The organism is Janthinobacterium sp. J1-1 (assembly GCF_030944405.1).
Taxonomy (GTDB): domain Bacteria; phylum Pseudomonadota; class Gammaproteobacteria; order Burkholderiales; family Burkholderiaceae_D; genus Janthinobacterium.
Window position 1 is genome coordinate 2,486,532 of record NZ_CP132339.1, and the last position, 22,603, is coordinate 2,509,134.

Sequence of the window (22,603 nt, forward strand, 5' to 3'; positions counted from 1 at the left end):
TTCAACGCACCACCGTCCTCATGTCCACTACCGAACACCACGAACACGTCCTGCTGCTGGCCGGCGAATTGCGCATCCAGGTGTGCAAGCTGCGCCGCCGTTTGCGTGAAGAAGCGCATATCGCCGACGTCACCCCCTCGCAGGCGTCGGTGTTGAGCCGGCTGGAGCGCGATGGCCCGGCTACCGTCAGCAGCCTGGCGCGCGCCGAAGGCATGCGTCCGCAATCGATGGCCGCCACCGTGCAGGCCCTGGGCGAGGCGCAGCTGGTGACGGGTTCGCCCGATCCGCTCGACAAGCGGCAGACCATCCTGACACTGACCGAGCATTGCCGCACCCTCGTGAAAGCGAGCCGCGCGGCGCGCGAGGACTGGCTGGCGCGCACCATCGAGAGCCGGCTGACGCCGGACGAAACGGCACAACTGCAGCAGGCCATGGCGCTGCTGAAACGCTTGGCGGACTGATCCGTCAACAAACTGACCCAGGCTAGGAGGCCCCCTCACCAGATGCTCAATACTTTCCGCTCGCTCAAGAATCCCAATTACCGTATCTGGGCCGGTGGCGCCCTGGTCTCGAATGTCGGCACCTGGATGCAACGCACCGCGCAAGACTGGCTGGTGCTGAGCGAACTGACCCAGCACAATGCCAGCGCCGTCGGCATCGTCATGGCGCTGCAGTTCGGCCCGCAATTGCTGCTGCTGCCGCTGACCGGCATGGCGGCCGACCTGCTGGACCGGCGCAAATTGCTGCTGTTCACGCAAGCGGCCATGGGGCTGCTGGCGCTGGGCCTGGGATTGTTGTGCATCAGCGGACGGGTAGAGCTGTGGCAAGTGTATGTGTTCGCCTTTTTGCTGGGCTGCGTGACGGCGTTCGACGCCCCCGTGCGCCAGACTTTTGTCTCGGAAATCGTCAGCGAGGAAGACCTGGGCAACGCCGTGGCCTTGAATTCCACCTCGTTCAACGCGGCGCGCATGCTGGGCCCGGCCGTGGCGGGCTTGCTGATCAGCAGCGTCGGCACCGGCTGGGTGTTCATCATCAATGCCTTCTCGTTTGCCGGCGTGATCGGTTCGCTGTTGCTGTTGCGTACGGCCCTGCTGCGCCGCGCGCCGCGCCTCAAGGCGGCGCGCGGCAGCCTGCTCGAGGGTTTCCGCTACGTCAGCGGGCGGCCCGACCTGGTGTCGGTGCTGCTGATGCTGTTCCTGATCGGCACTTTTGGCCTGAACTTCCCGATCTTTTTGTCGACCATGTCGGTCACGGCCTTCCATGCGGGCGCCAGCCAGTATGGCGTGCTCAGCTCCATCATGGCCTGCGGCTCGGTGGCCGGCGCGCTGATGGCGGCCGGGCGCGACAAGCCGCGCCTGGCGCTGCTGCTGGGCGCCGCCGCCCTGTTCGGCTTCGGCTGCGCGCTGGCCGCCGTGATGCCCAATTACTGGCTGTTCGGCATCATGCTGGTAGTCATCGGGATCGCCGCGCAGACCTTTACCACCACCGTCAACAGCGCGGTGCAGCTGTCGACGGCGCCGGTCATGCGCGGGCGCGTGATGGCCATCGTGCTGGCGATCTCGGCCGGCGGCACGCCGCTCGGTGCGCCGATTGTCGGCTGGGTCGCCGATGTGTTCGGTCCCCGATGGGCGCTGGGCATCGGCGCCTTGTCCGGCTTTGCGGCCGCCGCCGTCGGCGTGCGCTACCTGGTGAAATACCACAGCCTGAAACTGCGTTTCGACAGCCAGCGCTGGCGCTTTGCGCTCAGTGGCGGCCAGCAACATTAGGAACGTCCGGTAAAACTTCTTGCTTGCCCTATCGGCAACGCCGTACACTGAGCCTCGCTGAGCGTTACAGCCTAAAGGGAGAAACTTTCGCAATCGTTGAGGCGCTTGTCTTCGGCTTACCTGTCGCGTTTTTTTTGGGAAGCTACGCTTGATGCGCTGTTGGCAATTTGGCACGCTGGTTTGATGTGTGCCATACCTTTCTGGATGGAGCTCGCTGCCCCACTCACTTCTGTCCGCTGGGCGCAATCCGGGTTTTATGATTCGCTGAACTATCTCGGATCCGGCTTCGCAGGTGGAGTTGCTTGCTGGTGGACATGTCAGAGAGCAGGCATTCGTGATGACAATGATGCGCTGTTCCAAGTCGGCCTTTCGCGCTAAAAAGACTTTCAAAGGAAAAACTGCCGTGAAACATGTGATTAAAGCAGTGTTCGTCATCGCACTGTCGTGCCCGGTTTATTGCTTTGCCGTGAGTCCAGTTTCTGTGGTCAAAGGTCCGCCAGTATCGCTGAAGATGGAAGTCCACGAGTTCGGAGTGCATGAGATCTATTTGACTCGCCCCGTGCGCCCCATATCGGACGTTCAAGTCCCTATGAAGATAACCCTTTCTCGCGGTTCCTATCCTAATATGTTTCAAGTCGATATTTCTTATAGAGAGTTATCGAACGGACAAATTTATTTTAGGGTGGATGTTCCATCAGAGGAGGAGTCTAACTTCGAAATTCGAGCTGTTGAGATGGCGACAGGGAGCATTTGGTATGAAGTATTTTCAGGCAAGATGAGCGAGATACCGAGATAGTGTGTCTTTTTGATGATATTTACCCGCGCGTTGCGGGACTAATTGAAAATAGGTCAGCATGTCATTCTCATCGCGATATATCGCTCTTCTCCTTGCCTGTATTTCGTCGTGCGCGCTTGCGCAGCAGCCTCCTGCGGAGCTGGCGCGCAAAGTCTCCGCTGAATTAAACCGGTGTACCAAAGCACTCAGGTGCGAAGTCAATGCGTGCGCCAGCAATGGCGGCCTGAAGTCTTGCTATGGCCGGGCCAACGCCCTTTGGGATCAAGCGATCACCCAGCTCGAAGCAAGGCTCGACAAAAAGGACGGCTGGTGTGCCGCCTATTGGGCGGAATTGAAGGATGCTCAAGCCAAGTTTGCGGAGCAAGCCAGCAAGGTGAAGTCGCTCGGGGATGGCCCGTACAATACGGATGACGATCTTGCTTTGCTCATGTATCAACAGCAGTATGAACTCGCCTATTCAGTGGCGAAAAACAGCGTGTGCAAATGAAATTATTAAGCGACCTTTATCGCGCGCGCCTGCACGGCTGGCGCATGTACGGCAAGGAAGCCGCAACGCCGCCATCGGCATTTTCTCGGGTCCGCGTCTCCGGCCCGCTGTTTTTAGTCATTTAGTCTTCATGCATTGCGGTCTGGGGCGATAGCGGACGTAAACGGCGAGAGTCCTGGCATCTGTTGGAGGCAGGTCGACAGGTTTTACCTGGCATTCTAAGGAGGCGGTAATGGCGTGACAGGTGATGCCGGCGGCGCCGGGCGCAGCGGATTGGGCGGTGGCGGTGGTGGCGGCCGCTCGCGCGCCGCGAAGCCGCGCGGCAGCAGGCGCGCCGTTTCTATGCCACGCAAAAACATGTTCTGGAACGGTACCGCAAGGTAGGGCAGCACCATCGCCAGCACCAGCAGGCCCACGCCCAGGGTGACGGGAAAACCGATGCCGAAAATGTTCAGTTGCGGCGCGGCCCGCGTCAGGATGCCCAGCGCGACGTTGGTCAGCAGCAGGGCGGCGACGATGGGCAGCGAAATCTGCACGCCCGAGCGGAAGATCTCGCCGCCCCAGGCCGCCAGCTGCTGGAAGCCGCCGCCGTGGATCGGGCTGGCGGAAATCGGCAGGCTGACAAAGCTTTCCGCCAGCGCCGCCAGCAAGACCAGGTGGCCGTTCACGGTCAGGAACATCAGGGTGGCCAGCATGGTCAAAAACTGGCTGATGGCCGACGAGCGGCCCTTGGTTTGCGGATCGAAGAACGAGGCAAAGCCCAGGCCCATGGTCAGGCTGCTGATTTCGCCGGCCATCTCGATGGCGGCAAACACGATGCGGATCGAAAACCCCATCGCCAGGCCGATCAGCATTTCCTGCGTCAGGATCAGCAGGCCCGCCATCGACATCGGGTCGGTGGCGGGCAGGGCCGGCACGGTGGGGGCGATGATCATGGCCAGCAGCACGCCGAGGCCGACCTTGGTGCTGACGGGCACGGCCGCATTGCCGAACAGCGGCGCGGCCGCCACCAGGCCGAGGATGCGGCTAAGCGGCCACAGCAGTGCTGCGATCCAGGTATTGAGTTCGATGCTGGTCAGGGTCAGCATGGCCGTCGCCCTTGCAGCACGTTCAGCCGACCAGGTTCGGAATGCCAGTAAACACCTGGCGCATGTAGTCGAGCATGACGGACAGTATCCACGGCCCGGCCACCACGATGGCGACAAAGATGCCGACCAGCTTAGGAATAAAGGACAGGGTCGCTTCGTTGATCTGGGTGGCGGCCTGGAAGATGCTGACGATCAGGCCGATGATCAAGGCGACCAGCAGCATGGGAGCTGCCACCATCAGGGTGATTTCCATGGCCTGGCGGCCCATCGTCATGACGCTTTCGGGTGTCATCGGGCGCCCCTAATAGAAACTTTGTGACAGCGAGCCGAGCAGCAACTGCCAGCCATCGACCAGCACGAACAGCATCAGCTTGAACGGCAGCGAGATGGTGGCCGGCGACATCATCATCATGCCCATCGACATCAGCACGCTGGCCACCACCATGTCGATGATCAGGAAGGGAATGAAAATCGCAAAGCCGATCTGGAACGCCGTTTTCAGTTCACTGGTGACAAAGGCCGGCACCAGGATGCGCAGCGGCACGTCTTCCGGTCCCTGCAGAGCGGGCGAGCGCGACATCTTGGCGAACAGGGCCAGGTCGGCCTGGCGCGTCTGCTTGAGCATGAAGGTTTTCAGGGGATCGACGCCCTTGTCGAGCGCCTGCTGCATGGTCAGCTTGTTTTCCTGGTAAGGCAAATACGCGTCGGTATAGATCTTGTCGAACACGGGGCCCATCACGAACAGGGTCAGGAACAGCGCCAGGCCCACCATCACCTGGTTCGGCGGCGCCGACTGCGTGCCGATCGCCTGGCGCAGCAGGGACAGCACGATGATAATGCGGGTAAAGCAGGTCATCATCAGCAAGGCCGCCGGCAGGAACGTCAGCGACGTCATCAGGATCAGGGTCTGCAGCGGCAGCGAATAGCTTTGTCCGCCACCGGGCGCCGGTGCGCTGTTGAAGGCGGGAATGCCGGGCTGGGCCAGCGCCCATAGCGGCAAGGCCAGCGCGATGCCGGCCAGCAGCCATTTCAAGATTGTCTTCGGATTGTTCAACGCCATCGCCTGCTTATTTCCCATTGCGTTTTTCGATGGTCTGTTTCAGCCACTCGGAAAAATTGGCGGCGGCCGGGCCGTTCTGCGCGCTGGACAAGGTCGGCAGGTCGCCTTCCTGGCGCGGCAGGGTGGCCAGCGCATTGATGCGGCCGGGCGAGGCGCCCACCACGATCCACTGGTCGGCCACCTCGATCAGCACGATGCGTTCGCGCCCGCCCAGGTTGAGCGAGCTGACCACGCGCATCTTGCTGTTGCCGCCCAGCGCTTTCGGGCCATAGCGTTTCATGGCCCAGGCCAGCGCGATCAGCAGGGCCAGCACGAACATCAGGGCGAAAATGGTTTGCAGCAGGCTGCCGCTCGACGCCGTCGGGGCCATCGTCATCGGCGCGCCGGGCGGCATGGCGGGCAGGGGAGTGGCGGCCGCCGGCACCGTATCGGGCGTGGCTTGCGGCGCAGCCACGGTTGCAGCCGGCGCGGCGGTGTCAACCGCTGGTGCTGCTGCCGGCACGCTGGCCGTGGTCGCCGATGCAGCCGGCATATCGGCCGCCTGCGCAATGCAGCATGCCGCCGCCAGCGGCAGCAGCAGGGTGGAAATCAACAGGCCAGGCTTCATTTATTGAGTTTTCGGATACGCTCGGACGGCGTGATGATATCGGTCAGGCGGATGCCGAACTTGTCGTTCACCACCACCACTTCGCCTTGCGCGATCAGGCAGCCGTTGACCAGCACGTCCATCGGCTCGCCGGCCAGGCCGTCCAGTTCCACCACGGAACCCTGCGCCAGTTGCAGCAGGTTCTTGATGGCGATCTTGGTGCGGCCCAGTTCGACCGTCAGTTGCACCGGGATATCGAGAATGAAATCGATATCGTTATGGGTTTCCGACTTCGACGCCTGTTTCGAAAAATCCTTGAACACGGCGGCGCTGGCCGCGCTGGCGGTATTGGCGGCCTGGTTTTGCAGTGCTTCGGCCTCGGCCTTGGCCTGCTCGGCGATCGCCGCGCCCCAGTCGTCTTCCGCGCTTTGGTCGTCCAGATTGTCAGCCATGTCACTCTCCTGTGGTTCGGTAAAGGCCGCATGGCGGCCTGTATTACTGAATGATGATTTACTTAATGATTGTTGATGTTATCGGCATTGGCGAGCAGTTTCTCGACCTTCAATGCATATTGTCCGTTCAATACGCCGTAAGTGCAATCCATCACGGGCACGCCATCGACGGTGGCGGCGATCAGTTCGGGTATATTCAGTGGAATGATGTCGCCCACCTTCATGTTCAGGATTTCATCGAACGACACGCGCGCTGTGCCCAGCGAGGCCACCAGCTCCACTTCGGCGATCTGGATCTGCTGCGTCATCAGGCGGATCCAGCGCTTGTCCACTTCCAGCGCCTCGCCCTGCAGGCTGGAGGTCAGCGAATCGCGGATCGGCTCGATCATCGAATACGGCATGCAGAAATGGATCTGGCCCGACACGGAGCCGAGCTCCACCGTAAACGTCGAGGCCACCACCACCTCGTTCGGCGTGGCGATATTGGCGAACTGGGTGTTCATTTCCGAGCGGATATATTCAAACTCGACCGGGAACACCGGTTCCCACGATTTCGTATACGCCTCGAAGACGATATCGAGGATGCGCAAAATGATGCGCTGCTCGGTCTGGGTGAAGTCGCGGCCTTCGACGCGCGTATGGAAACGCCCGTCGCCGCCGAATAGATTGTCGACCAGCAAGAACACCAGGCCCGGATCGAACACCATCAGGGCCGTGCCGCGCAGCGGCTTCATGTGCACCAGGTTCAGATTGGTCGGCACCACCAGGTTGCGGATGAATTCGCTGTACTTCGATACCCGCACCGAGCCGACCGACACTTCCGCGCTGCGGCGCAGGAAGTTGAACAGGCCCACGCGCAGCAGGCGCGCGAAGCGCTCGTTGATAATCTCCAGCGTCGGCATGCGGCCGCGGACGATGCGTTCCTGGGTCGCCAGGTTGTAGGTACGAACGCCCGTGACGTCTTCCGGCGCCTGCGCGTCGTCCTGGTCTCCGTTGACGCCCTTCAGAAGGGCATCGACTTCTTCCTGGGAAAGGAAATTATCGGCCATGGCTGCTTATTGAATGATAAATGCGGTAAATAATACGTCCGTCACGTCCTGTTCCGGCCCTCTGTCCTCGAACGGCTGGTTCACCTGGTTGATGATTTCCGCCGCCAGCTGCTGCTTGCCTTCCACCGTATTGAGCTCGGACGCCTTCTTGCCTGACAGCAGCAGCAACAAACGGCTGCGTACCTTCGGCATGTTCACCTTGATGGTTTCCATTTCTTCCGAACTGGCCACCTGCAGGGTGAAGGCAATTTGCAGGTATTGCTCGCCGTTTTCGGGCTGCAGGTTGACGGTGAAGGAATCGATCGGCACGAACACGGGCGGGCCGGCTTTCGCTGCGGAATGTTTCTTTTTCTTCGACGGCGACGATTCTTCCTGGTCGCCCTTGCCATGCAAGAAATACCAGGCCGCGCCGCCGCCCACGCCGCCGGCCACCAGCACCGAGGCCAGGACGATGATGATCAGCTTCTTTTTGGAAGCTCCCGCAGGTGCCAGGGCCGCGTCGGCTTTCGGATCTGCTTTCATTTTTGGATTTGCTTTCAATGGTACTCGACTGCATGGAAGTGGATCACGACGCCATTATGTCATTATCGGCAAAGGATGCGCAGAACCAACTGTGGAAAAGAGGCCGGAAGCGCGCTCAACTTGCTTTTGGCGGCAGAAACCTTCAGGCAAAGGTATCGACTTCGCCCAGTGTCGGCCTGCCGCGGCTGCCGTTCTGGGCGATGGCGATCTCGCCGCCCTTGACCGTGCCGCTGCCGCCGCGTCCGCCGCCGGAAGCGTCGCGCTGGCCGCTCTGCTGCTGCGCCGCGCCGTCCGACACGGTGGCGTTGCCAAACGCAATGCCGGCCTCGGCCATCATGTCGCGCAGGCGCGGCAGGGCCGCTTCCAGCGCTTGCCGTACTTCCGGCTGGGCCGACATGAAGGCGGCGTCGGCCTGGTCATTGGTGACCGTCAGCACCACTTGCAGCGGACCAAGATCGGGCGGGTTCAGGGTCAGGGTGGCGCTCTGGTCACCACCGGCCGCCATCCACACCACTTTTTGCCCCAGTTGCTGGTCCCAGGCCGGCGTGCCGACGCGGCCCATCAATTTGTCGGCCGGCACGGCGGCCGCCGCCGCGGCCTGCTGCAGGGCGCCAGGCGCCAGTGGCGCGGCCAGGCGGGTCAGGTCGGGTGTCGCTTCCTTGGACAACGGTTCGGCCAGCGCGGCGCCGGCTTTGGCGGTGGCCGCCAGTTGCGCGTCGAGCGCCAGCTTGCCCGCGTCGAGCTTGCCGGCCTGCGCGCTGGCGCCGGCCTGCGCCTTGCCCAGGCTGGCGCTAAAACCGCCGCCCTTGGCGTCGTCAAGCACAGTCTCGGTCCCGGTACCGGCCGCCTTTTGTCCGGCCAGCAACTGCGCCGCACTGATGCTCTTGCCATCGATCTTGCCGTCAAGCCTGGCCAGCGCGCGTGCGCCCGCGTCGGCTGGCTGTTGCATCGCCAGCTTGATGCTGCCGACCAGGGCCAGCATGTCGGCGATCGGGTCGGCTGGCGGCTTCGCTTCCGCCGTCACCGTCTCTTCCGATTCGCTGCTCTCGCTGTCCTTCTCGGCCGGCGCCGCTTCCTTGGCCGTGCTCGCATGGGCCTGCTCGGTGGCCGCCTGTTCGGCCGCCTTGCCGGAGGCCGGCGCGGGTGTGGGCGCAGGCGCAGCAGGCTTGGCCGCCGCCTGGGCCGGCGTTTGCGCCTGGGCGCGGCCATTGGCCTGGCGCTGTTCCAGCTGGCGGTTCAGGGTACGCTGGAAATCACCGTCGGGCGCGCTGCCGGACGGCATCTCGCGCTTGGCCGGCGCCGGCGTGGCATTCGGGGAGGAAATCTGGGAAATCGGGGTCTGCATGATGGGCCCTGTGGCGCTGCTGCCAGCGTAAGTCAGCGTAAATTAACGTTTGTAATAAGCTTGCCGTGCCGCGTGTTCGTCCATGGCTTTCTGGTCGCGCTTGTTTTCCAGCTTCAAGGCCTGTTCCTGCGCCCGGTTATTGAGTGTGGTGTACGACATGCGTTTTCGCTCCGCCGTTTGCCAGCTGGCCTTTTCATGCTCGCTGCGCGCCTGCGCGTGATTGACCACCTGCTGCTGGCCCGTGATGGCGCTGTCGAGCTTGAGCATGAACGCCTGGAAGTTGCGGTAAGCCATGGGCGTAATGCCGCTGGCCATGCTCGCTTCGAAGCGTTGCGCATAGTCATCGCGGTAGCCGGCCAGCATCTGCAGCTTTTGCTGGCAATCGTCGAGCGCCTTCAGGGCCGCGCCCAGGCGCTTGGCGCAGTCATCGGTCTCGCGCTGGGCCAGATCGATCAGGGTTGCAAGTTGGGAAGGAGATGCCATGGTTTAATTATATGCCCGGCAGGCAGGCTTCAATCACTCGAACAGAGCGGCAAGTTGCCCCAAGCTCTCGTCCATGCTGACACGCTCGGTAATTTGCTGTTGCAAAAACGCTTCAATCCGTTCATGCAGGGCGATCGCCTGGTCCAGCACCGGGTCGGTGCCGGCGGCGTAGGCGCCCACGCTGATCAGGTCGCGGCTGCGTTCATAGCGCGAATACAATTGTTTCAGCTTGCGGGCTTTTTGCTGGTGCTCATGGCTGGTGATCGAATGGGCGGCGCGCGAAATCGACTGTTCGATGTCGATCGCCGGGTAATGGCCCGCTTCGGCCAGGCGGCGGTTGAGCACGATGTGGCCGTCGAGAATCGCGCGCGCCGAGTCGGCGATCGGGTCCTGCTGGTCATCGCCCTCGGTCAGCACGGTATAGAACGCGGTGATCGAGCCGCCGCCTTCCTCGCCATTGCCGGCCCGTTCCACCAGCACCGGCAGCTTGGCGAACACTGACGGCGGATAGCCCTTGGTGGCGGGCGGCTCGCCGATCGCCAGCGCGATCTCGCGCTGCGCCATGGCGTAGCGGGTCAGCGAATCCATGATCAAGAGCACGTTTTGCCCCTGGTCGCGGAAGTGCTCGGCAATCGCCGTCGCATACGCCGCGCCCTGCAAGCGCATCAGCGGCGGCGTGTCTGCCGGCGCCGCCACCACCACCGAGCGCGCCAGGCCTTCCGGCCCCAGTATCTGTTCGATGAATTCCTTGACTTCGCGGCCCCGTTCGCCGATCAGGCCGACCACGATCACGTCCGCCTCGGTATAGCGGGCCATCATGCCCAGCAGCACGCTCTTGCCGACGCCGGAGCCGGCGAACAGGCCCATGCGCTGGCCACGGCCGACCGTCAGCATGGCGTTGATCGAGCGCACGCCAACGTCCAGGGTCGACACGATGGGCGCGCGGCCCAGCGGATTGGCGGGGCGCACATTGATCGGCGCGCTGTCGGTGGTGTGCAGCGGGCCCAGTTGATCGAGCGGCCTGCCTGCGCCGTCGAGCACGCGGCCCAGCAATTGCGGGCCGACCGGCAAATGGCGCGCCCGGTCGCTCGGGCGGCGGCGCGGGTGCGCCACGCTGCCCGGGCGCGGTATCGCCGGTTCGACCGAAAACACGCGGGTGCCCGGCACGATGCCTTCGACATCGCTTTGCGGCATCAGGAACAGCCGGTCGCCTTCGAAGCCGACCACTTCGGCCTCGACCCGGCCGCCATTGGGTAGCGGCACGGTGCAGGCGGCGCCGACGGCCAGGCGCAGGCCGACCGCTTCCATCACCAGGCCGGCCACGCGCGTGACCCGGCCCGAGACCTGCATCGGCTCGACAAAACCGACCACGGCGGAACAGTCGTTCAGGTAGGCGCGCCAGCGCGCCGCATGGGGGTTGACGGCCGGGTCAATCTTGTCGCTCACGGCGCCAGCCAGTCCAGGTCTTTACCCAAGGCATGCGTGAGGCGCTGCCAGCGGGTCGACGCCTGGGCATCGATCTGGTTGCTGGCGGTGTCGATCTTGCAGCCGCCACGCTCCACCGACGGGTCTTCGATCACGCGCCAGCCGCCCTTGTCGAGTTCTTCGCCGATGCCGTCGCGCACCACCTGCGCGTCTTCCGGATTGAGCATCAGCAAGGCCGGCTGTTGCAGCACGGGCAGGTATTCGATGGCTTCGCGCACCATCGGCAACATCAGTTCGGGGCGCACCGGCAGGGCGGCTTTCAGCATGCCCTTGGCCAGCTGCAAGGCCAGTTCCATCACTTCATTGGCGATCAGCTCGTCGGCATGCTGCAGCGCGGTGCCGAAGCCGACGGCGATGGTTTGCAAATGCGCCAGTTCCACGCTGGAGGCCTGCTGGCCTTCGGCATACGATTGCGCGTGGCCGTCGGCGTGGCCGGCCGCATGGCCTTCGGCATAGCCGGCGTTGCGGCCTTCCTCGAAGGCGGTGGCGTGCGCCGCCTCGCGGATGGCATCGACTTCTTCCTGGGTCGGATATTCCAGCGGCGGCGCCAGTTCCTCTTCGATCAGCTCGGCAAAGGGATCGGGTTCCGGTTCCGGCTCGGGTTCGAGCAGCTTGCGCGCCGCCACCACGCTCGGGCGGTCGTCGCCGAACGAGGTCATTTCCCAGCGTTGATACGCGGTTTGTTTCTCTTTGGGAATAAAATTAGACAAACGAATCCTCGCCTTTTCCACCCAGGACTATCTGCCCCTCGTCCGCCAGGCGGCGCACGATCTGCAGGATCTGCTTCTGCTGCGATTCCACTTCCGACAGGCGCACCGGGCCTTTCGAATCGAGGTCTTCGCGCATCATCTCGCCGGCGCGCTGCGACATGTTTCTGAAGATCTTCTCGCGCAGCTCCTGCGAGGCGCCTTTCAGGGCGATGATCAGCATTTCCGACTGCACTTCGCGCAGCAGCAGCTGGATGCCGCGATCCTCGATATCGATCAGGTTGTCGAACACGAACATTTCGTCCATGATCTTCTGCGCCATGTCGTTGTCGTAGTTCTTGATATTGTCCATCACGGAGCCTTCCTGCTCGCCGCTCATGAAGTTCAAAATCTCGGCGGCGGCGCGTACGCCGCCCAGCGACGATTTCTTGATGTTTTCATTGCCCGACAGCAGTTTCGTCAGCACGTCGTTCAGCTCGCGCAGCGCGGCCGGCTGCACCCCGTCCAGGGTGGCGATGCGCAGCACCACGTCGTTGCGCAGGCGGTCGGTGAAGTGGCCGAGGATTTCGCAGGCCTGGTCGCGCTCCAGGTGGACCAGGATGGTGGCGATGATCTGCGGGTGTTCGTTGCGGATCAGCTCGGATACCGACTGCGAATCCATCCATTTCAGCGATTCGATGCCGGACGCGTCCTTGCCGCCCAATATGCGCGACAGCAATACCGAGGCCTTGTCGTCGCCCAGCGCCTTGGTCAGCACCTGACGGATATACTCGTCCGAATCGAGGCCGACGGTGGAGTTGAGCTCGGTCTGCTCGCGGAAGTCGTCGAGCACGTCGACCACCTGTTCGTGGGCGATGCCCTTCATGGTGGCCATCGCCGCGCCCAGTTTCAGCACTTCGCGCGGGCCGAGAAATTTCATCACTTCGGCCGCCTCGCTCTCGCCCAGGGCCAGCATCAGGATGGCCGCTTTTTGCAGTCCGGTCGATTCAGTCATTATTGCCTATCCATGCCTTGATGATGTTGGCGACCACGCGCGGGTCGTCCTGCGCCAGCTTCCTGGCCATCGCCAGGTTCTCGCGGTAGCCGCGCGCGGTGTCTTCTTCCAGTTCTTCCAGCTCGGCTTCGCTGAGCAGGACCTCGTTTTCCGCGTCGGTCTTCGGCAGCTCCGGCTCGATCACGGGCGGTGGCGCGCCGAAATCGTCGATTTTGCGCATCACCGGGCGCAGCATCGGGCGCACGATCTTGATGAAGATATACAGCAGGATCAGGGCCGTGATCAGGAACTTCGCCAGTTCTTTGGCCAGCGGCAGGTTGGCCGGGTCGCGCCACCATTCCAGCTTGCCTTCCGGCGCGCGGTCGATGCCGTCGAACGGCGAATTGGCCACGCTGAAGCTGTCGCCGCGGTCCTTGTTGTAGCCCATCGCCTCCTTGACGAGGTTATTGATCTGCACCATTTCAGCCGGCGAAATCGGCGTCACCGTCACCTTGCCGTCGGCGGCGATATTGCGGCGATAGTTGACCACCACCGCCACCGACAGGCGGCGCAGGCCGCCCATCGACTTCTGTTCGTAGCGCACGGTCTTGTCGACTTCATAATTGGTGGTCGATTCCTTTTGCGACGGCTGGGTCGGCGCCCCCGCGCCAGGCGCGCCCGGCGCCTCGGCCGTCAGCGGCGCGGTGGCCACGCCCGGCGGCTGGTTCGACAGCGCGCCCGGCACGCCGGACGGATTGGCATTGCCGGCGCCGGTCGACTCGCTCGTTTGCTGGCTGCGGATGGTCGACGCTTCCGGCGGCGAGTTCGGCTTGTAGGTTTCGGCCGCCTGTTCGCTTTGCGAGAAATCGACGTCGGCGGTCGCCTCGGCGCGCACATTGCCTTCGCCGACGATCGGCAGCAGGATCGATTCGACCTGCTTGATCACGCTTTGCTGCAACTGCTGCACGTATTTCAGCTGGTTCGGATCGAGGCTCTTGATGCCGTTGGCGCGGTCCTTGTCGCGTTCCTGGTTGGACAGCAAAGAGCCCGCCTGGTCGACCACGGTCACATTGATAGGCAGCAATTCCGGCACGCTGGACGCCACCAGGTGCACGATGGCGCTGACCTGCAGCTGGTCCAGGCCGCGGCCTGGATGCAGGTTCAGCAGCACCGAGGCGGTCGGTTTTTGCTGGTCGCGCACGAAGACTTGCGGTTTCGGCAGGGCCAGGTGGACGCGCGCCGTGTCGACCGCCGACACCGATTCGATCGACTTGGCCAGCTCGCCTTCGAGGGCGCGCTGGAAATTGACCTGTTCGAGGAACTGCGACACGCCCAGTTTCTGGTTCTCCATCAACTCGAAACCCACGTTGCCGCCTTTCGGCAGGCCTTGCGCGGCCAGTTTCAGGCGCGCATCGTGGACTTGCTCGGTGGGCACCAGGATCGCGCCGCCGCCTTCGGAAAACTTGTGCTTGATGCCCAGCTGGTCCAGCGAGGCGGTGATGGCGCCGCCGTCGCGGTCCGTGAAATTGGAAAACAGGACTTTGTATTCCGGCGGCTGGTTCCACATGTACAGCGCCACGCCGATGGCGATCAGCGCCGCCACGCCCAGGCCACGCAGGAAATTCTTGCCCATCGGGGTCTTGGCAAACGCTTGCACGGATTCAACCGGGGTGCGCGTGGGGGCGGGCGCCGGTGGGGGTTGGTTCAATTCGATCTCTTCCGCTACAGCCATGATTGCCTTCCGTGGCGCTGGTATGGTGGGGTTGGTGGGGGCCGCCGCCTGCGAAACGAGGAGCGATAAGGGCAATTATCCGCTCCTGTCATGCGCTTTGATCGTCCAAATAGAAGGTGGTTTTGCCGCCTGCTCGGCCGAGCGGCTGGCTTTCCTGCTGGTATTGTGGAACACTGGCAACGTACGGTAGCACTAATTGTACCCGGCGCTGCCTTGCCTGCCAGGGTTTTGTGCCTTGGAGGCAACAGACAGGAATCGGGAGGCACAGTGAAAACAGGCGGCATGGGTGGTATAGACAGCAGCAGGATCGAGGCGATGATCTCGCAATTGAAGGCCGCGGCCACGCGGCCGGAGGCGAAAGTGCCGGCGATCCAGACCGAGGCGCCGGCCGCCAAGGTCAATTTTGCCGACGCGCTCAAGGGCGCGCTCGACTCGGTCGCCAGCGCGCAGAAGACGTCGGCAGACCTGGGCAAGCGCTTTACCATGGGCGACGATAGCGTCAGCCTGTCGGACGTGATGGTGGCCTCGCAAAAAGCCGGCATCCAGTTCCAGGCGACGGTGCAGGTGCGCAATAAACTGGTGTCGTCCTACCATGAGATCATGAACATGCAGGTGTGACGCTGATGCTGGCGCGCGCATGAACAAGCTGGAGCTGATGAAGACCTTCGTGCGGGTTACTGAGCTGAGCAGCTTTACGCAGGCGGCTGCCAGCCTGGGCCTGCCCAAGGCCAGCGTGTCCGAGCATGTGCGCGACCTGGAGCTGCTGCTGGGCGCGCGCTTGCTCAACCGTACCACGCGCAAGGTCAGCGTCACCCAGGACGGCCTGGCGCTGTACCAGCGCTGCAAGGACATGCTGGCCGACATGGACGACATGGAAAACATGTTCCGTCTTGACGGCACGGTGCTGGCCGGCCGCTTGCGCATCGACATGCCCACCGTGGCGGCCCGCCAGCTGGTGATGCCCTGGCTGGGCGAATTCCTGGCCACCTATCCGAATATCCAGATCGAAGTCAGCAGCACCGACCGGCGCGTCGACCTGGTGCGCGAGGGTTTCGATTGCGTATTGCGCGCCGGCGACGTGCAAGACCCGTCGCTGATCGCCCGTTACCTGGGCACGGTGCCGATGGTCAACTGCGCCAGTCCGGCCTACCTGCGCGCGCATGGCACGCCGCAGAGCGTGGACGAGCTGGCGCGGCACCGCCTGGTGCATTACGTCACCACGCTGGGCGCGCGCTCGTCCGGCTTCGAATACGTGCTGGACGGCCAGTTGCATCAGCTGCCGATGGCCGGCAATGTCACCGTCAACAATACGGAAGCATTCCAGGGCGCTTGCCTGGGCGGCCTCGGGATTGCCCAGATGCCCCTGAGTGGCGCGCGCGCCTATCTTGCCGCCGGCACGCTGGTGGCGGTCTTGCCGCAGCACCTGGCGCCGCCGATGCCGATCGCCCTGATGTATACGCATCGGCGCGACTTGCCGAAGAGAACCCGGGTCTTCATGGATTGGCTGAGCGCGCTGATCGAACGTGAGTGGATGGCAGGATAGACTGGCAAGGATTGTGCGGATAATCCGATCAGTCTTAGCGGATACGCGCGGTTTATCAATCGGGGTGGCGACAATATACTGGTTTCATCGATGAGCGATCCGCTACATCGCCTGCCACCCCATCCTTGAAGGAACGCCATCATGAGCAACAACACGCCAATCGCACTGATCACCGGCGCCAACCGCGGCCTGGGCAAGAACGCCGCACTGAAACTGGCCGGGACCGGCGTCGACCTGATCATTACCTACCGCAATAACGCCGACGAAGCGAACGCCGTCGCCGCCGAGATCCGGGCGCTGGGCCGCCATGCGGTGGCGCTGCAGCTGGATGTGGCCGACACGCGCGGCTTTGCCGACTTTGCCAACGCCGTCAGCGCCGTGCTGGCCAGCGACTGGCAGCGCACGCAGTTCGATTATCTGGTCAACAACGCCGGCAGCGGCGTGCATGCATCGATCGCCGAGACCACCGAAGCGCAATTCGACGCGATGGTGAACGTGCACCTGAAGGGGGTATTTTTCCTGACCCAGAAACTGCTGCCGCTGCTGGCCGATGGCGGGCGCATCGTCAACCTGTCGAGCGGGCTGGCGCGTTTCAGCAACCCTGGCTATGCCGCTTACGCGGCGATGAAGGGGGGCGTCGAGGTGCTCAGCCGTTACATGGCGCAAGAGCTGGGCGCACGCGGCATCGCCGTCAATGTGGTGGCACCGGGCGCGATCGAGACCGATTTCGGCGGCGGCGTGGTGCGCGACAATCCTGCCGTCAACGCCCACATTGCCTCGGTCACCGCGCTGGGAAGGGTGGGGCTGCCGGACGATATCGGCGGCGCCATCGCCTCGCTGCTGCAGCCCGGCAACCGCTGGATCACCGGCCAGCGCATCGAAGTGTCGGGCGGCATGAACCTGTAAAGGGAGCTTGTCAGCTCAGGCCGGCAATGCGCGCGTTGCGCTCGCGTTCGAGTCGCGTGATGTAACGCTGCACCTGCGCCAGGGTACCGCGCGACAGGTCGACGAACTGGCAGCCCAGGCGGCGGTTCAGCTTGTTGTTCAGCAGGGTCATGTCCAGCGAATTGCGAATTTGCAACGTCACCGTGATGATGCCGATCTCGGGCAGGTCGATGCGGCAGCCCGGGTAGTTCTTGCCGATGGTGTCGCCCAGCACCAGTTTGTTGTCCATGATGGCGATGCCGCCGCAGCTGATGTCGGCCAGCGGGAACGGCACGTTGGCCGTGCCTTCGTCGGTGACCATGGGAATTGTCGCGCGCACCGGATTGCTGACGGGTGTATTCATGCGGTAATACTCGCGCCGCTGCAAGCGGATCAGGGTCTCGGGCACGGTCATTTTCAAGGCCGGCGTGGTGCCATGCATGCATTCTTCCACCGAATTGCTGGAAAACAGGATACGGATCTTGTCGAGCGAGGTTTCAAACGTGATGCCGCTGGCGGCCACCATGCGCCGGCTCTGGCCGGTATCGACGGGGCGGTCGAGGATGACCATGTCGCGCTCGGCGTCGATATCGAGGATGGAGGTGACGCAAACGTCGGATTCGCCATGCACCTGCATGCGGATCAATTGATTCTTTTCGCCGATGCTGCGCAGCAGCGCGACGATTTCCCGCCGTGATTCCACTTCAAAGTCATGCCAGTTTTCGAGGCCGGAATCCATAATATGTGCTTGCATTGATGCCTGTCGGTTCTATTTGTCGGTGGGAAGTGCCGCGAGCGTATCGGGCGGCGGCGGGAGCGGCCCGCCTTTCGCAGATTCAATATGATATAACCAGGCCAGCAGTTCCGCAATCGCCCGATACAGGCCGGGCGGAATCTGGCTGTCCAGGTCGATATCCATCAACAGCGCCACCAATTCCTTCGATTCATGCACGAACACGCCATGCTCGCGCGCCGTGCTGATGATCTTGTCTGCGATCAGGCCGCTACCCTTGGCCACCACCTTTGGCGCCGCCTCGCCGCTCTGGTAGGCCAGTGCGACCGCCGTCTGCGGCATCTTGCGCTTGCCGTCATCCAGCATTGTCGTCTCCAGCGGGCTTGCCGGCGATCGTCAGCGACGACAGCGGCCAGCCCGACGCGGCCATCGACGCTTCCAGCCGCGCCGCATGCTGACGCAAGGTGTCGGCGCTCGCTTCGCTGCCGGCCTGCATCTGGATCTGGACGTTGCCTCCTTGCAACACTACCTGCGCCGACAGATCGCCCAGCAGCGGAAACTGGAAGCGCACGCTGCTGCGCCAGGCGGTGGCGTCTTCGTCCTGTCCCGGGTGTTGCCCGCCGTCCGGCCCATCCTTGGTGATATCCCACTGCATCTTTTGCCCGGGCCACGCTTCGCCCTGCCATTGCACACGCGCCTGTTCATGCGTGTGCAGCTGCAGGTTGATCAGCTGCGCCGCGGCCAGGTCGGTGCCGTTTTTCATGACCTCGCCCTGCAGGGTTTTCTGCATTTGCGGCTCCAGCAGCAAGGACGCCAGCGGCCGCTTGCCATCGGCCCATTCGGCCACATGTGATTCATAGAACAGGCCGCTGCTGCCGACCGCGTCGCGCAGGTTTTGCGCCACTTGCGACGGGTCGGTGCCCGGCGTGGCCATCAGGCTGGTCTTGCCGATCAGCGACAGCGGTGCGCCGGGCACGCTTTCCGCCTGGCTCAGCACGGTGCTGATGGCGCGCGCGGTACTGCTCAGCTCAGGGGCGGGCGTGTCGGCATTCAGCGAGGGCAGCAAGTTGGCGGGCGTCAAGGGCGCGCGGCCCAGCAGCGCGGCTGCCGCGCCACCGGTCCGCATGCCGGCCTGCGCACCTTGCGCGGCGGCCGCCTCGGGCTCGGCTTGTGCATCGGCATAGGTCAGCATCGCGCCGGCGCGCGGATCGGCGCCGGCGCCGATCTGGAACGAGGGACGGGGATTGATGCCGACCAGCAACAAAGGAATTTCGGCGCCCAGCTGTGCGCCGGCCGGCAGCTGCATGCGCGCCGGCGTGCCGGCCACGCGCACCAGGTAGCTGCCGTCGGTCATGCGGCCCATCACCTGGCCGGTCATCGATTTGCCGACCATGCCTTGCAAGGAGCGCTGGAATTCGGCCTGGCGCGGCTCGGCGACCGTATCGGCCGGGCGCGTGCCCTTGACCGGCGCGACCGGCGCCATGCCGATGGTGTTGGGCAGCATGGCGCCGGGTCCTGCGTTTAGACGCTATAGGCGTTGGCCAGGCGCCGTTCGGTGCCGGTGCTGTTGATCAGCTTGGACAACTGCGCCATCCACGGTATGGTCAGGTCGCGGATCTTGCGGTCGTCTTCCAGCATCTGCTTGATCAGCGCCACCTTGCGCAGGCGGCCGGCGCTTTCCAGCACAACCTTTGCTTCGTTGTCCTTCAGGCGCTGCGCATGCCTGCCGATCTGCTGTTCCAGGGTCGCCAGCTCATCCCATTCGGCATTGCCGGCGGCCACCAGCATGCGCGCCGTCAGCGCCTGCATCGCTTCGTAGGTGTCGAGTACTTGCTGATTCGTCATCATGTCAGGCGCTCGCGTAGTTGGCCATGCGTGCAATCGGCGCATCGCCGGCGGCCATGTTGATGCCGCCTGGGGTGCCGATGGCGTTCCAGGTATCGCGCAGATCGGTCAGCAGGCGCTGCACCTCTTCCAGGATGGCCAGGTCGTTTTTCAGGTTGGCCGTCAGCAGGCGCGCGCCCATGTATTCATACAGGGCATCGAGGTTTTCGGCGATTTCGCCGCCCGCATTCTTGTCCAGGCTGGCGCGCAGGCCATGGTCGATCAGCTGCATGGCGCGTGAAATCGACTTGCCCTTTTCCGGGATATTGCCGGCTTTCATGTGCATCTGCGCGCTCAGCACGGCCACCAGCGCGCCGTCATACAGCATGGCGATCAGCTTGTGCGGAGAAGCCGCACCGATGCCTGTTTCCAGGCCGACCTTGGCGTACGATTGCGCGCCCTTGTTTGATGATCCAAACATTCGTATTCCTCTGATAGATGTTCGTTAGTTCGCGGCCAGCGCCGCGAGCTGCTGAGTCAAATAATTGCTGGTGCTGTTCATCGAGCTGAGTGTCACGTCGAGCGAACTGTATTGCTTGCGCAAGCGCGCTTCGGTCAGGGTCAGCCGGGTATTGAGCGCATCGCGCTGCTTGGCGATATCGGCAATACTCTTGTTCAAACCATCATTCTTGTTCTGGATCAGGCCCGAGGTTCCCAGGTAGCTATCTGTAATAGTAGCAAACAAGGCGCTGATACCCTTGGAAATATTCACTGAGCCGCGGTCGCCCAGCTGGCCGCCTTTGATCAGTACGGCAATCCCGGCGCTGCCGGAACCGGCCGAACCGGTCAGGGTCTGGCCGCTACCGACCGCCACCGCACCGTCGATGGTGCCGGCCACGTCCACGCCGGTGGTCATGGTGGGGGTGCCGAACAGGTCGTCGGCGCCATTGCCGGTGATTTCCAGCTTCGACGACGAGCCATATTTGTTCGACACGATGCTGAACACACCATTTTCCTGCGTCACCTTGACACTGGCGGTGGCGTCGGTCACGCCCGAGGCGCCGTTGATCAGCGATTGCAAGTGGCTGACCAGGCTGTCGGCCGTGTAGGTGCCGGGCACCAGGGTGGCCTTGGTGGCAACGCCATTGATGGTCATCGACAGATTATCGTTGACGCCGGCGATGATGTTCAGGTTGGCTGCCGTGCTGCCCACCAGGGTGCCTTGCGTGGCCAGCTTGGAAATCGAGATGCCCTTGGTGCCGACGGACGAATTGCTGGTCGAACTGACAAAGCTGACCAGGCTGTCGGTGGTCGAACCCGAGGTCGCCAGCAGCTTGATGACGTCTTCCGAATTCTTGTCGATCGCCGTCTGCAGCTTGCCCGTATCGAGTTTCAGGGTGCCGTCCTTCTGGAACGCCACACCCAGTTGGCTCAGGCTGGTCACGGTACTGTCGAGGCCGGGCACGCTGGTGCCGAACAGCTTGCGCAAGCCCGTTTTCAGGCTGTTGGTGGTCGAGTCGCCCACCAGTGGACCGCCGGTGCGTGCCGCGCCTTGTTTCAAATCGGGCGTGACGGCCGTCAGGGTATTGATGGATGCATTGAGCTCGTTATAAGCCTTGACGAAATTGGTCAGCGCCGTCTTGATGCCGGACGTATCCATGCTGACGCCGACACTGCTGGTGCCAATTTTCAGCACCGACATCGTTACGCCAGGCACGGCGTTCTCGACATTATTGGTCTGGCTGTCAATGGCCACGCCGTTGACGGTCAGCTTGGCATTTTGACCAGCATTGCTTTGCGTCATGTTCTGCGTGCCATTCGGCGCATACGACAGCAAATCGCTGATGTCCTGGTCGCCGGCCACGGACACGCGCATGCTCGACGTTTCGCCGCTCTTGTCGGAGGTCAGCACCAGGCGGTTGGGCTTGTCGCTACCGTCGGAAATAATGCTGGCGGTCACGCCGATGCCGGCCTTGTTGATGGCGTCGCGGATGCCTTGCAGCGAGTTGTTGCTGCCGTCGATGGTGACGGTGCGTGCCACGCGCGTTGCATCGAGGTCGAAGGTGGAGCCCGTGTATTTTCCGTCGGCAAGAGTGCCACCCTTGACGCTGCCGAAGTCGAACGTCAGCACGGTGCTGGCGCCCGAACCGATCAGGGCGGTGGTGGTTTCCTGGCCGGCGGCGGTGATCGTCTGCGCCTGTGCCAGCTGGGTCACGTTGACGCTGTAATTGCCCTTGACGGTGTCCTTGCCGGCGGTGGCGGTCAGGACCTTGTCGTCCGAGGTGGTGGCATTGGCCACCTTGTATTTGGAGGCGTCGGCCAGCGCGGTGACGGTGGTCTGGAACGCGCCGACGGCGCCGCTCAGGGTGCCATAGGCGGAGATTTGCGAGGTAATCGCCTTTTCCTTGTCCTGCATGGCGACAAAGGGGCGGCTTTCCACGGCCATCAGCTGGCTGACCAGGCCGTTTACGTCGAGAACGCCACCAGTACTGACGGATGAGACAGCCACAATAACCTCCTATGGGAATGCATGAATATACTTGGTTAACGGCATAATCCATCCAGACTTTAGAGGGGTATTCGGCCAGCTGTTCGCCCTATGCCACAAACGACGTGGCACAGGGCAGGTTCACGCCGTTTGCTTGATCAGCAAGCCTTGTGCTTTTTCCAGTGCCTTGCCGATTTCCAGCGCCTCTTTGGTGGGCATCTGGCGGATGACCTCGCGGGTTTGCTGGTCGATCACCTTGACGATGGTGCGCTCGCTGTCGGTATCGACCGAAAACTCCAGCTGGCGCGACATGAACTGCATCGCCTTGTTGATCTCGCTGACAGCCTGCTTGACGTCTTTCAGCTCGGACTGCGGGTCGTCCTTGCCATTGGCCTTGCCGTCGATCGCCGCCGCCGCCACTGGCCTGGCGGCCGTGGCGCCGCCTGGGGTGACCGCAGTGCGCTGCTGCTGCAGCTGCGGGGCCGGGAGGCCGTTTGTTGCCTGGATATCCATGATGGTGTCCTTTAACGGAAATTCCCCGGCGGATCAAGATGCGATAT

28 protein-coding genes are annotated in these 22,603 nt (G+C 63.1%); 8 read left to right on the forward strand and 20 right to left on the reverse strand.

Annotated features, from left to right (window positions below; translation table 11 throughout):
* The first annotated feature begins 20 nt into the window (after positions 1-20).
* The 5 genes from Q8L25_RS11305 (at position 21) to Q8L25_RS11325 (ending at position 3,174) form a co-directional block, all read left to right on the forward strand.
* Positions 21-461, forward strand: coding sequence for a MarR family transcriptional regulator (locus Q8L25_RS11305; protein WP_308924907.1), 441 nt, complete (start codon positions 21-23; stop codon positions 459-461).
* 42 nt (positions 462-503) lie between these two features.
* A complete protein-coding gene (locus Q8L25_RS11310; protein WP_308924908.1) occupies positions 504-1,766 on the forward strand; it encodes an MFS transporter in 1,263 nt (420 codons plus the stop codon).
* 337 nt (positions 1,767-2,103) lie between these two features.
* Positions 2,104-2,562 (forward strand): hypothetical protein, encoded by a 459-nt coding sequence (locus tag Q8L25_RS11315; RefSeq protein WP_308924909.1) that lies wholly within the window; start codon positions 2,104-2,106, stop codon positions 2,560-2,562.
* 58 nt (positions 2,563-2,620) lie between these two features.
* A complete protein-coding gene (locus Q8L25_RS11320) occupies positions 2,621-3,049 on the forward strand; it encodes a hypothetical protein (RefSeq protein WP_308924910.1) in 429 nt (142 codons plus the stop codon).
* On the forward strand, positions 3,046-3,174 hold the full coding sequence (locus Q8L25_RS11325; RefSeq protein WP_308924911.1) for a hypothetical protein: 129 nt from the start codon (positions 3,046-3,048) through the stop codon (positions 3,172-3,174). The genes Q8L25_RS11320 and Q8L25_RS11325 overlap by 4 nt, the downstream gene beginning before the upstream one ends.
* Before the next feature lie 93 nt (positions 3,175-3,267).
* Here the strand turns inward: Q8L25_RS11325 and fliR are convergent, their stop codons facing one another.
* The 13 genes from fliR to fliF all read right to left on the reverse strand — a co-directional run bounded on the left by fliR (position 3,268) and on the right by fliF (position 14,531).
* Positions 3,268-4,137: a flagellar biosynthetic protein FliR gene (fliR, locus tag Q8L25_RS11330; protein WP_308924912.1), complete on the reverse strand. Its 870-nt coding sequence runs from the start codon at positions 4,135-4,137 to the stop codon at positions 3,268-3,270.
* Positions 4,138-4,159: 22 nt separating this feature from the next.
* Positions 4,160-4,429 (reverse strand): flagellar biosynthesis protein FliQ, encoded by a 270-nt coding sequence (gene fliQ / locus Q8L25_RS11335; protein ID WP_308924913.1) that lies wholly within the window; start codon positions 4,427-4,429, stop codon positions 4,160-4,162.
* A gap of 9 nt (positions 4,430-4,438) precedes the next feature.
* Entirely contained in the window at positions 4,439-5,215 is a 777-nt protein-coding gene (gene fliP / locus Q8L25_RS11340) for a flagellar type III secretion system pore protein FliP (RefSeq protein WP_308924914.1), read from the reverse strand.
* Positions 5,205-5,804: a flagellar biosynthetic protein FliO gene (gene fliO, locus Q8L25_RS11345; RefSeq protein WP_308924915.1), complete on the reverse strand. Its 600-nt coding sequence runs from the start codon at positions 5,802-5,804 to the stop codon at positions 5,205-5,207. The genes fliP and fliO overlap by 11 nt, the downstream gene beginning before the upstream one ends.
* The gene (gene fliN, locus Q8L25_RS11350; protein ID WP_308924916.1) at positions 5,801-6,235 is read right to left on the reverse strand and encodes a flagellar motor switch protein FliN; all 435 of its coding nucleotides are present in this window, start codon (positions 6,233-6,235) and stop codon (positions 5,801-5,803) included. Before fliN ends, fliO begins: the two co-directional genes overlap by 4 nt.
* Before the next feature lie 62 nt (positions 6,236-6,297).
* Positions 6,298-7,284, reverse strand: coding sequence for a flagellar motor switch protein FliM (fliM, locus tag Q8L25_RS11355; RefSeq protein ID WP_065306849.1), 987 nt, complete (start codon positions 7,282-7,284; stop codon positions 6,298-6,300).
* A gap of 6 nt (positions 7,285-7,290) precedes the next feature.
* Positions 7,291-7,806, reverse strand: a complete 516-nt coding sequence (fliL, locus tag Q8L25_RS11360; protein WP_308924917.1) for a flagellar basal body-associated protein FliL — start codon at positions 7,804-7,806, stop codon at positions 7,291-7,293.
* A 142-nt stretch (positions 7,807-7,948) separates the two neighbouring features.
* Positions 7,949-9,151: a flagellar hook-length control protein FliK gene (locus tag Q8L25_RS11365; protein ID WP_308924918.1), complete on the reverse strand. Its 1,203-nt coding sequence runs from the start codon at positions 9,149-9,151 to the stop codon at positions 7,949-7,951.
* Positions 9,152-9,193: 42 nt separating this feature from the next.
* Entirely contained in the window at positions 9,194-9,634 is a 441-nt protein-coding gene (gene fliJ, locus Q8L25_RS11370) for a flagellar export protein FliJ (protein ID WP_308924919.1), read from the reverse strand.
* A 33-nt stretch (positions 9,635-9,667) separates the two neighbouring features.
* Positions 9,668-10,984, reverse strand: coding sequence for a flagellar protein export ATPase FliI (gene fliI, locus Q8L25_RS11375; protein WP_308925705.1), 1,317 nt, complete (start codon positions 10,982-10,984; stop codon positions 9,668-9,670).
* Between the two features lie 92 nt (positions 10,985-11,076).
* Positions 11,077-11,778, reverse strand: a complete 702-nt coding sequence (locus Q8L25_RS11380; protein ID WP_308925706.1) for a flagellar assembly protein FliH — start codon at positions 11,776-11,778, stop codon at positions 11,077-11,079.
* Between the two features lie 43 nt (positions 11,779-11,821).
* Complete coding sequence (gene fliG, locus Q8L25_RS11385) at positions 11,822-12,820, reverse strand: flagellar motor switch protein FliG (RefSeq protein ID WP_308924920.1); 999 nt, start codon at positions 12,818-12,820, stop codon at positions 11,822-11,824.
* Positions 12,813-14,531: a flagellar basal-body MS-ring/collar protein FliF gene (gene fliF / locus Q8L25_RS11390; RefSeq protein ID WP_308924921.1), complete on the reverse strand. Its 1,719-nt coding sequence runs from the start codon at positions 14,529-14,531 to the stop codon at positions 12,813-12,815. Before fliF ends, fliG begins: the two co-directional genes overlap by 8 nt.
* Before the next feature lie 282 nt (positions 14,532-14,813).
* On the opposite strand from fliF, the gene fliE reads away from it, so the two are divergent.
* The 3 genes from fliE (at position 14,814) to Q8L25_RS11405 (ending at position 16,980) form a co-directional block, all read left to right on the forward strand.
* A complete protein-coding gene (gene fliE, locus Q8L25_RS11395) occupies positions 14,814-15,149 on the forward strand; it encodes a flagellar hook-basal body complex protein FliE (RefSeq protein WP_308924922.1) in 336 nt (111 codons plus the stop codon).
* A 19-nt stretch (positions 15,150-15,168) separates the two neighbouring features.
* Entirely contained in the window at positions 15,169-16,074 is a 906-nt protein-coding gene (locus Q8L25_RS11400; RefSeq protein WP_308924923.1) for a LysR family transcriptional regulator, read from the forward strand.
* A 141-nt stretch (positions 16,075-16,215) separates the two neighbouring features.
* Entirely contained in the window at positions 16,216-16,980 is a 765-nt protein-coding gene (locus Q8L25_RS11405; RefSeq protein ID WP_374694261.1) for an SDR family NAD(P)-dependent oxidoreductase, read from the forward strand.
* A gap of 10 nt (positions 16,981-16,990) precedes the next feature.
* Here the strand turns inward: Q8L25_RS11405 and Q8L25_RS11410 are convergent, their stop codons facing one another.
* The 7 genes from Q8L25_RS11410 to Q8L25_RS11440 form a co-directional block, all read right to left on the reverse strand.
* Positions 16,991-17,737 (reverse strand): flagellar brake protein, encoded by a 747-nt coding sequence (locus Q8L25_RS11410; RefSeq protein WP_308924924.1) that lies wholly within the window; start codon positions 17,735-17,737, stop codon positions 16,991-16,993.
* 30 nt (positions 17,738-17,767) lie between these two features.
* Positions 17,768-18,097 carry an EscU/YscU/HrcU family type III secretion system export apparatus switch protein gene (locus tag Q8L25_RS11415; RefSeq protein ID WP_308924925.1) on the reverse strand — a complete coding sequence of 110 codons (330 nt, stop codon included), beginning with the start codon at positions 18,095-18,097 and terminating at the stop codon, positions 17,768-17,770.
* Positions 18,087-19,235 (reverse strand): flagellar hook-length control protein FliK, encoded by a 1,149-nt coding sequence (locus tag Q8L25_RS11420; RefSeq protein ID WP_308924926.1) that lies wholly within the window; start codon positions 19,233-19,235, stop codon positions 18,087-18,089. The genes Q8L25_RS11415 and Q8L25_RS11420 overlap by 11 nt, the downstream gene beginning before the upstream one ends.
* Before the next feature lie 17 nt (positions 19,236-19,252).
* Positions 19,253-19,579: a flagellar protein FliT gene (locus Q8L25_RS11425; protein ID WP_308924927.1), complete on the reverse strand. Its 327-nt coding sequence runs from the start codon at positions 19,577-19,579 to the stop codon at positions 19,253-19,255.
* A gap of 1 nt (position 19,580) precedes the next feature.
* Positions 19,581-20,036: a flagellar export chaperone FliS gene (fliS, locus tag Q8L25_RS11430; RefSeq protein ID WP_308924928.1), complete on the reverse strand. Its 456-nt coding sequence runs from the start codon at positions 20,034-20,036 to the stop codon at positions 19,581-19,583.
* 24 nt (positions 20,037-20,060) lie between these two features.
* Positions 20,061-22,064: a flagellar filament capping protein FliD gene (gene fliD, locus Q8L25_RS11435; RefSeq protein WP_308924929.1), complete on the reverse strand. Its 2,004-nt coding sequence runs from the start codon at positions 22,062-22,064 to the stop codon at positions 20,061-20,063.
* Between the two features lie 120 nt (positions 22,065-22,184).
* Positions 22,185-22,556, reverse strand: a complete 372-nt coding sequence (locus Q8L25_RS11440; RefSeq protein ID WP_308924930.1) for a flagellar protein FlaG — start codon at positions 22,554-22,556, stop codon at positions 22,185-22,187.
* Between the last annotated feature and the right edge of the window lie 47 nt (positions 22,557-22,603).

Bases quoted from the DNA above. Each gene is read 5' to 3' on its own strand.
- fliR (WP_308924912.1), bottom strand. From the start codon at position 4,137: ATGCTGACCCTGACCAGCATCGAACTCAATACCTGGATCGCAGCACTG.
- fliF (WP_308924921.1), bottom strand. From the start codon at position 14,531: ATGGCTGTAGCGGAAGAGATCGAATTGAACCAACCCCCACCGGCGCCC.
- fliL (WP_308924917.1), bottom strand. From the start codon at position 7,806: ATGAAAGCAGATCCGAAAGCCGACGCGGCCCTGGCACCTGCGGGAGCT.
- Q8L25_RS11310 (WP_308924908.1), top strand. From the start codon at position 504: ATGCTCAATACTTTCCGCTCGCTCAAGAATCCCAATTACCGTATCTGG.
- Q8L25_RS11380 (WP_308925706.1), bottom strand. From the start codon at position 11,778: ATGACCTCGTTCGGCGACGACCGCCCGAGCGTGGTGGCGGCGCGCAAG.
- Q8L25_RS11365 (WP_308924918.1), bottom strand. From the start codon at position 9,151: ATGCAGACCCCGATTTCCCAGATTTCCTCCCCGAATGCCACGCCGGCG.
- Q8L25_RS11305 (WP_308924907.1), top strand. From the start codon at position 21: ATGTCCACTACCGAACACCACGAACACGTCCTGCTGCTGGCCGGCGAA.
- Q8L25_RS11320 (WP_308924910.1), top strand. From the start codon at position 2,621: ATGTCATTCTCATCGCGATATATCGCTCTTCTCCTTGCCTGTATTTCG.
- Q8L25_RS11440 (WP_308924930.1), bottom strand. From the start codon at position 22,556: ATGGATATCCAGGCAACAAACGGCCTCCCGGCCCCGCAGCTGCAGCAG.
- Q8L25_RS11420 (WP_308924926.1), bottom strand. From the start codon at position 19,235: ATGCTGCCCAACACCATCGGCATGGCGCCGGTCGCGCCGGTCAAGGGC.
- Q8L25_RS11405 (WP_374694261.1), top strand. From the start codon at position 16,216: ATGAGCAACAACACGCCAATCGCACTGATCACCGGCGCCAACCGCGGC.
- Q8L25_RS11415 (WP_308924925.1), bottom strand. From the start codon at position 18,097: ATGCTGGATGACGGCAAGCGCAAGATGCCGCAGACGGCGGTCGCACTG.
- Q8L25_RS11325 (WP_308924911.1), top strand. From the start codon at position 3,046: ATGAAATTATTAAGCGACCTTTATCGCGCGCGCCTGCACGGCTGGCGC.
- Q8L25_RS11400 (WP_308924923.1), top strand. From the start codon at position 15,169: ATGAACAAGCTGGAGCTGATGAAGACCTTCGTGCGGGTTACTGAGCTG.
- fliN (WP_308924916.1), bottom strand. From the start codon at position 6,235: ATGGCTGACAATCTGGACGACCAAAGCGCGGAAGACGACTGGGGCGCG.
- fliP (WP_308924914.1), bottom strand. From the start codon at position 5,215: ATGGGAAATAAGCAGGCGATGGCGTTGAACAATCCGAAGACAATCTTG.
- Q8L25_RS11315 (WP_308924909.1), top strand. From the start codon at position 2,104: ATGACAATGATGCGCTGTTCCAAGTCGGCCTTTCGCGCTAAAAAGACT.
- fliI (WP_308925705.1), bottom strand. From the start codon at position 10,984: ATGCAGGTCTCGGGCCGGGTCACGCGCGTGGCCGGCCTGGTGATGGAA.
- fliG (WP_308924920.1), bottom strand. From the start codon at position 12,820: ATGACTGAATCGACCGGACTGCAAAAAGCGGCCATCCTGATGCTGGCC.
- fliO (WP_308924915.1), bottom strand. From the start codon at position 5,804: ATGAAGCCTGGCCTGTTGATTTCCACCCTGCTGCTGCCGCTGGCGGCG.
- Q8L25_RS11425 (WP_308924927.1), bottom strand. From the start codon at position 19,579: ATGATGACGAATCAGCAAGTACTCGACACCTACGAAGCGATGCAGGCG.
- fliS (WP_308924928.1), bottom strand. From the start codon at position 20,036: ATGTTTGGATCATCAAACAAGGGCGCGCAATCGTACGCCAAGGTCGGC.
- Q8L25_RS11410 (WP_308924924.1), bottom strand. From the start codon at position 17,737: ATGGATTCCGGCCTCGAAAACTGGCATGACTTTGAAGTGGAATCACGG.
- fliE (WP_308924922.1), top strand. From the start codon at position 14,814: ATGGGTGGTATAGACAGCAGCAGGATCGAGGCGATGATCTCGCAATTG.
- fliJ (WP_308924919.1), bottom strand. From the start codon at position 9,634: ATGGCATCTCCTTCCCAACTTGCAACCCTGATCGATCTGGCCCAGCGC.
- fliM (WP_065306849.1), bottom strand. From the start codon at position 7,284: ATGGCCGATAATTTCCTTTCCCAGGAAGAAGTCGATGCCCTTCTGAAG.
- fliQ (WP_308924913.1), bottom strand. From the start codon at position 4,429: ATGACACCCGAAAGCGTCATGACGATGGGCCGCCAGGCCATGGAAATC.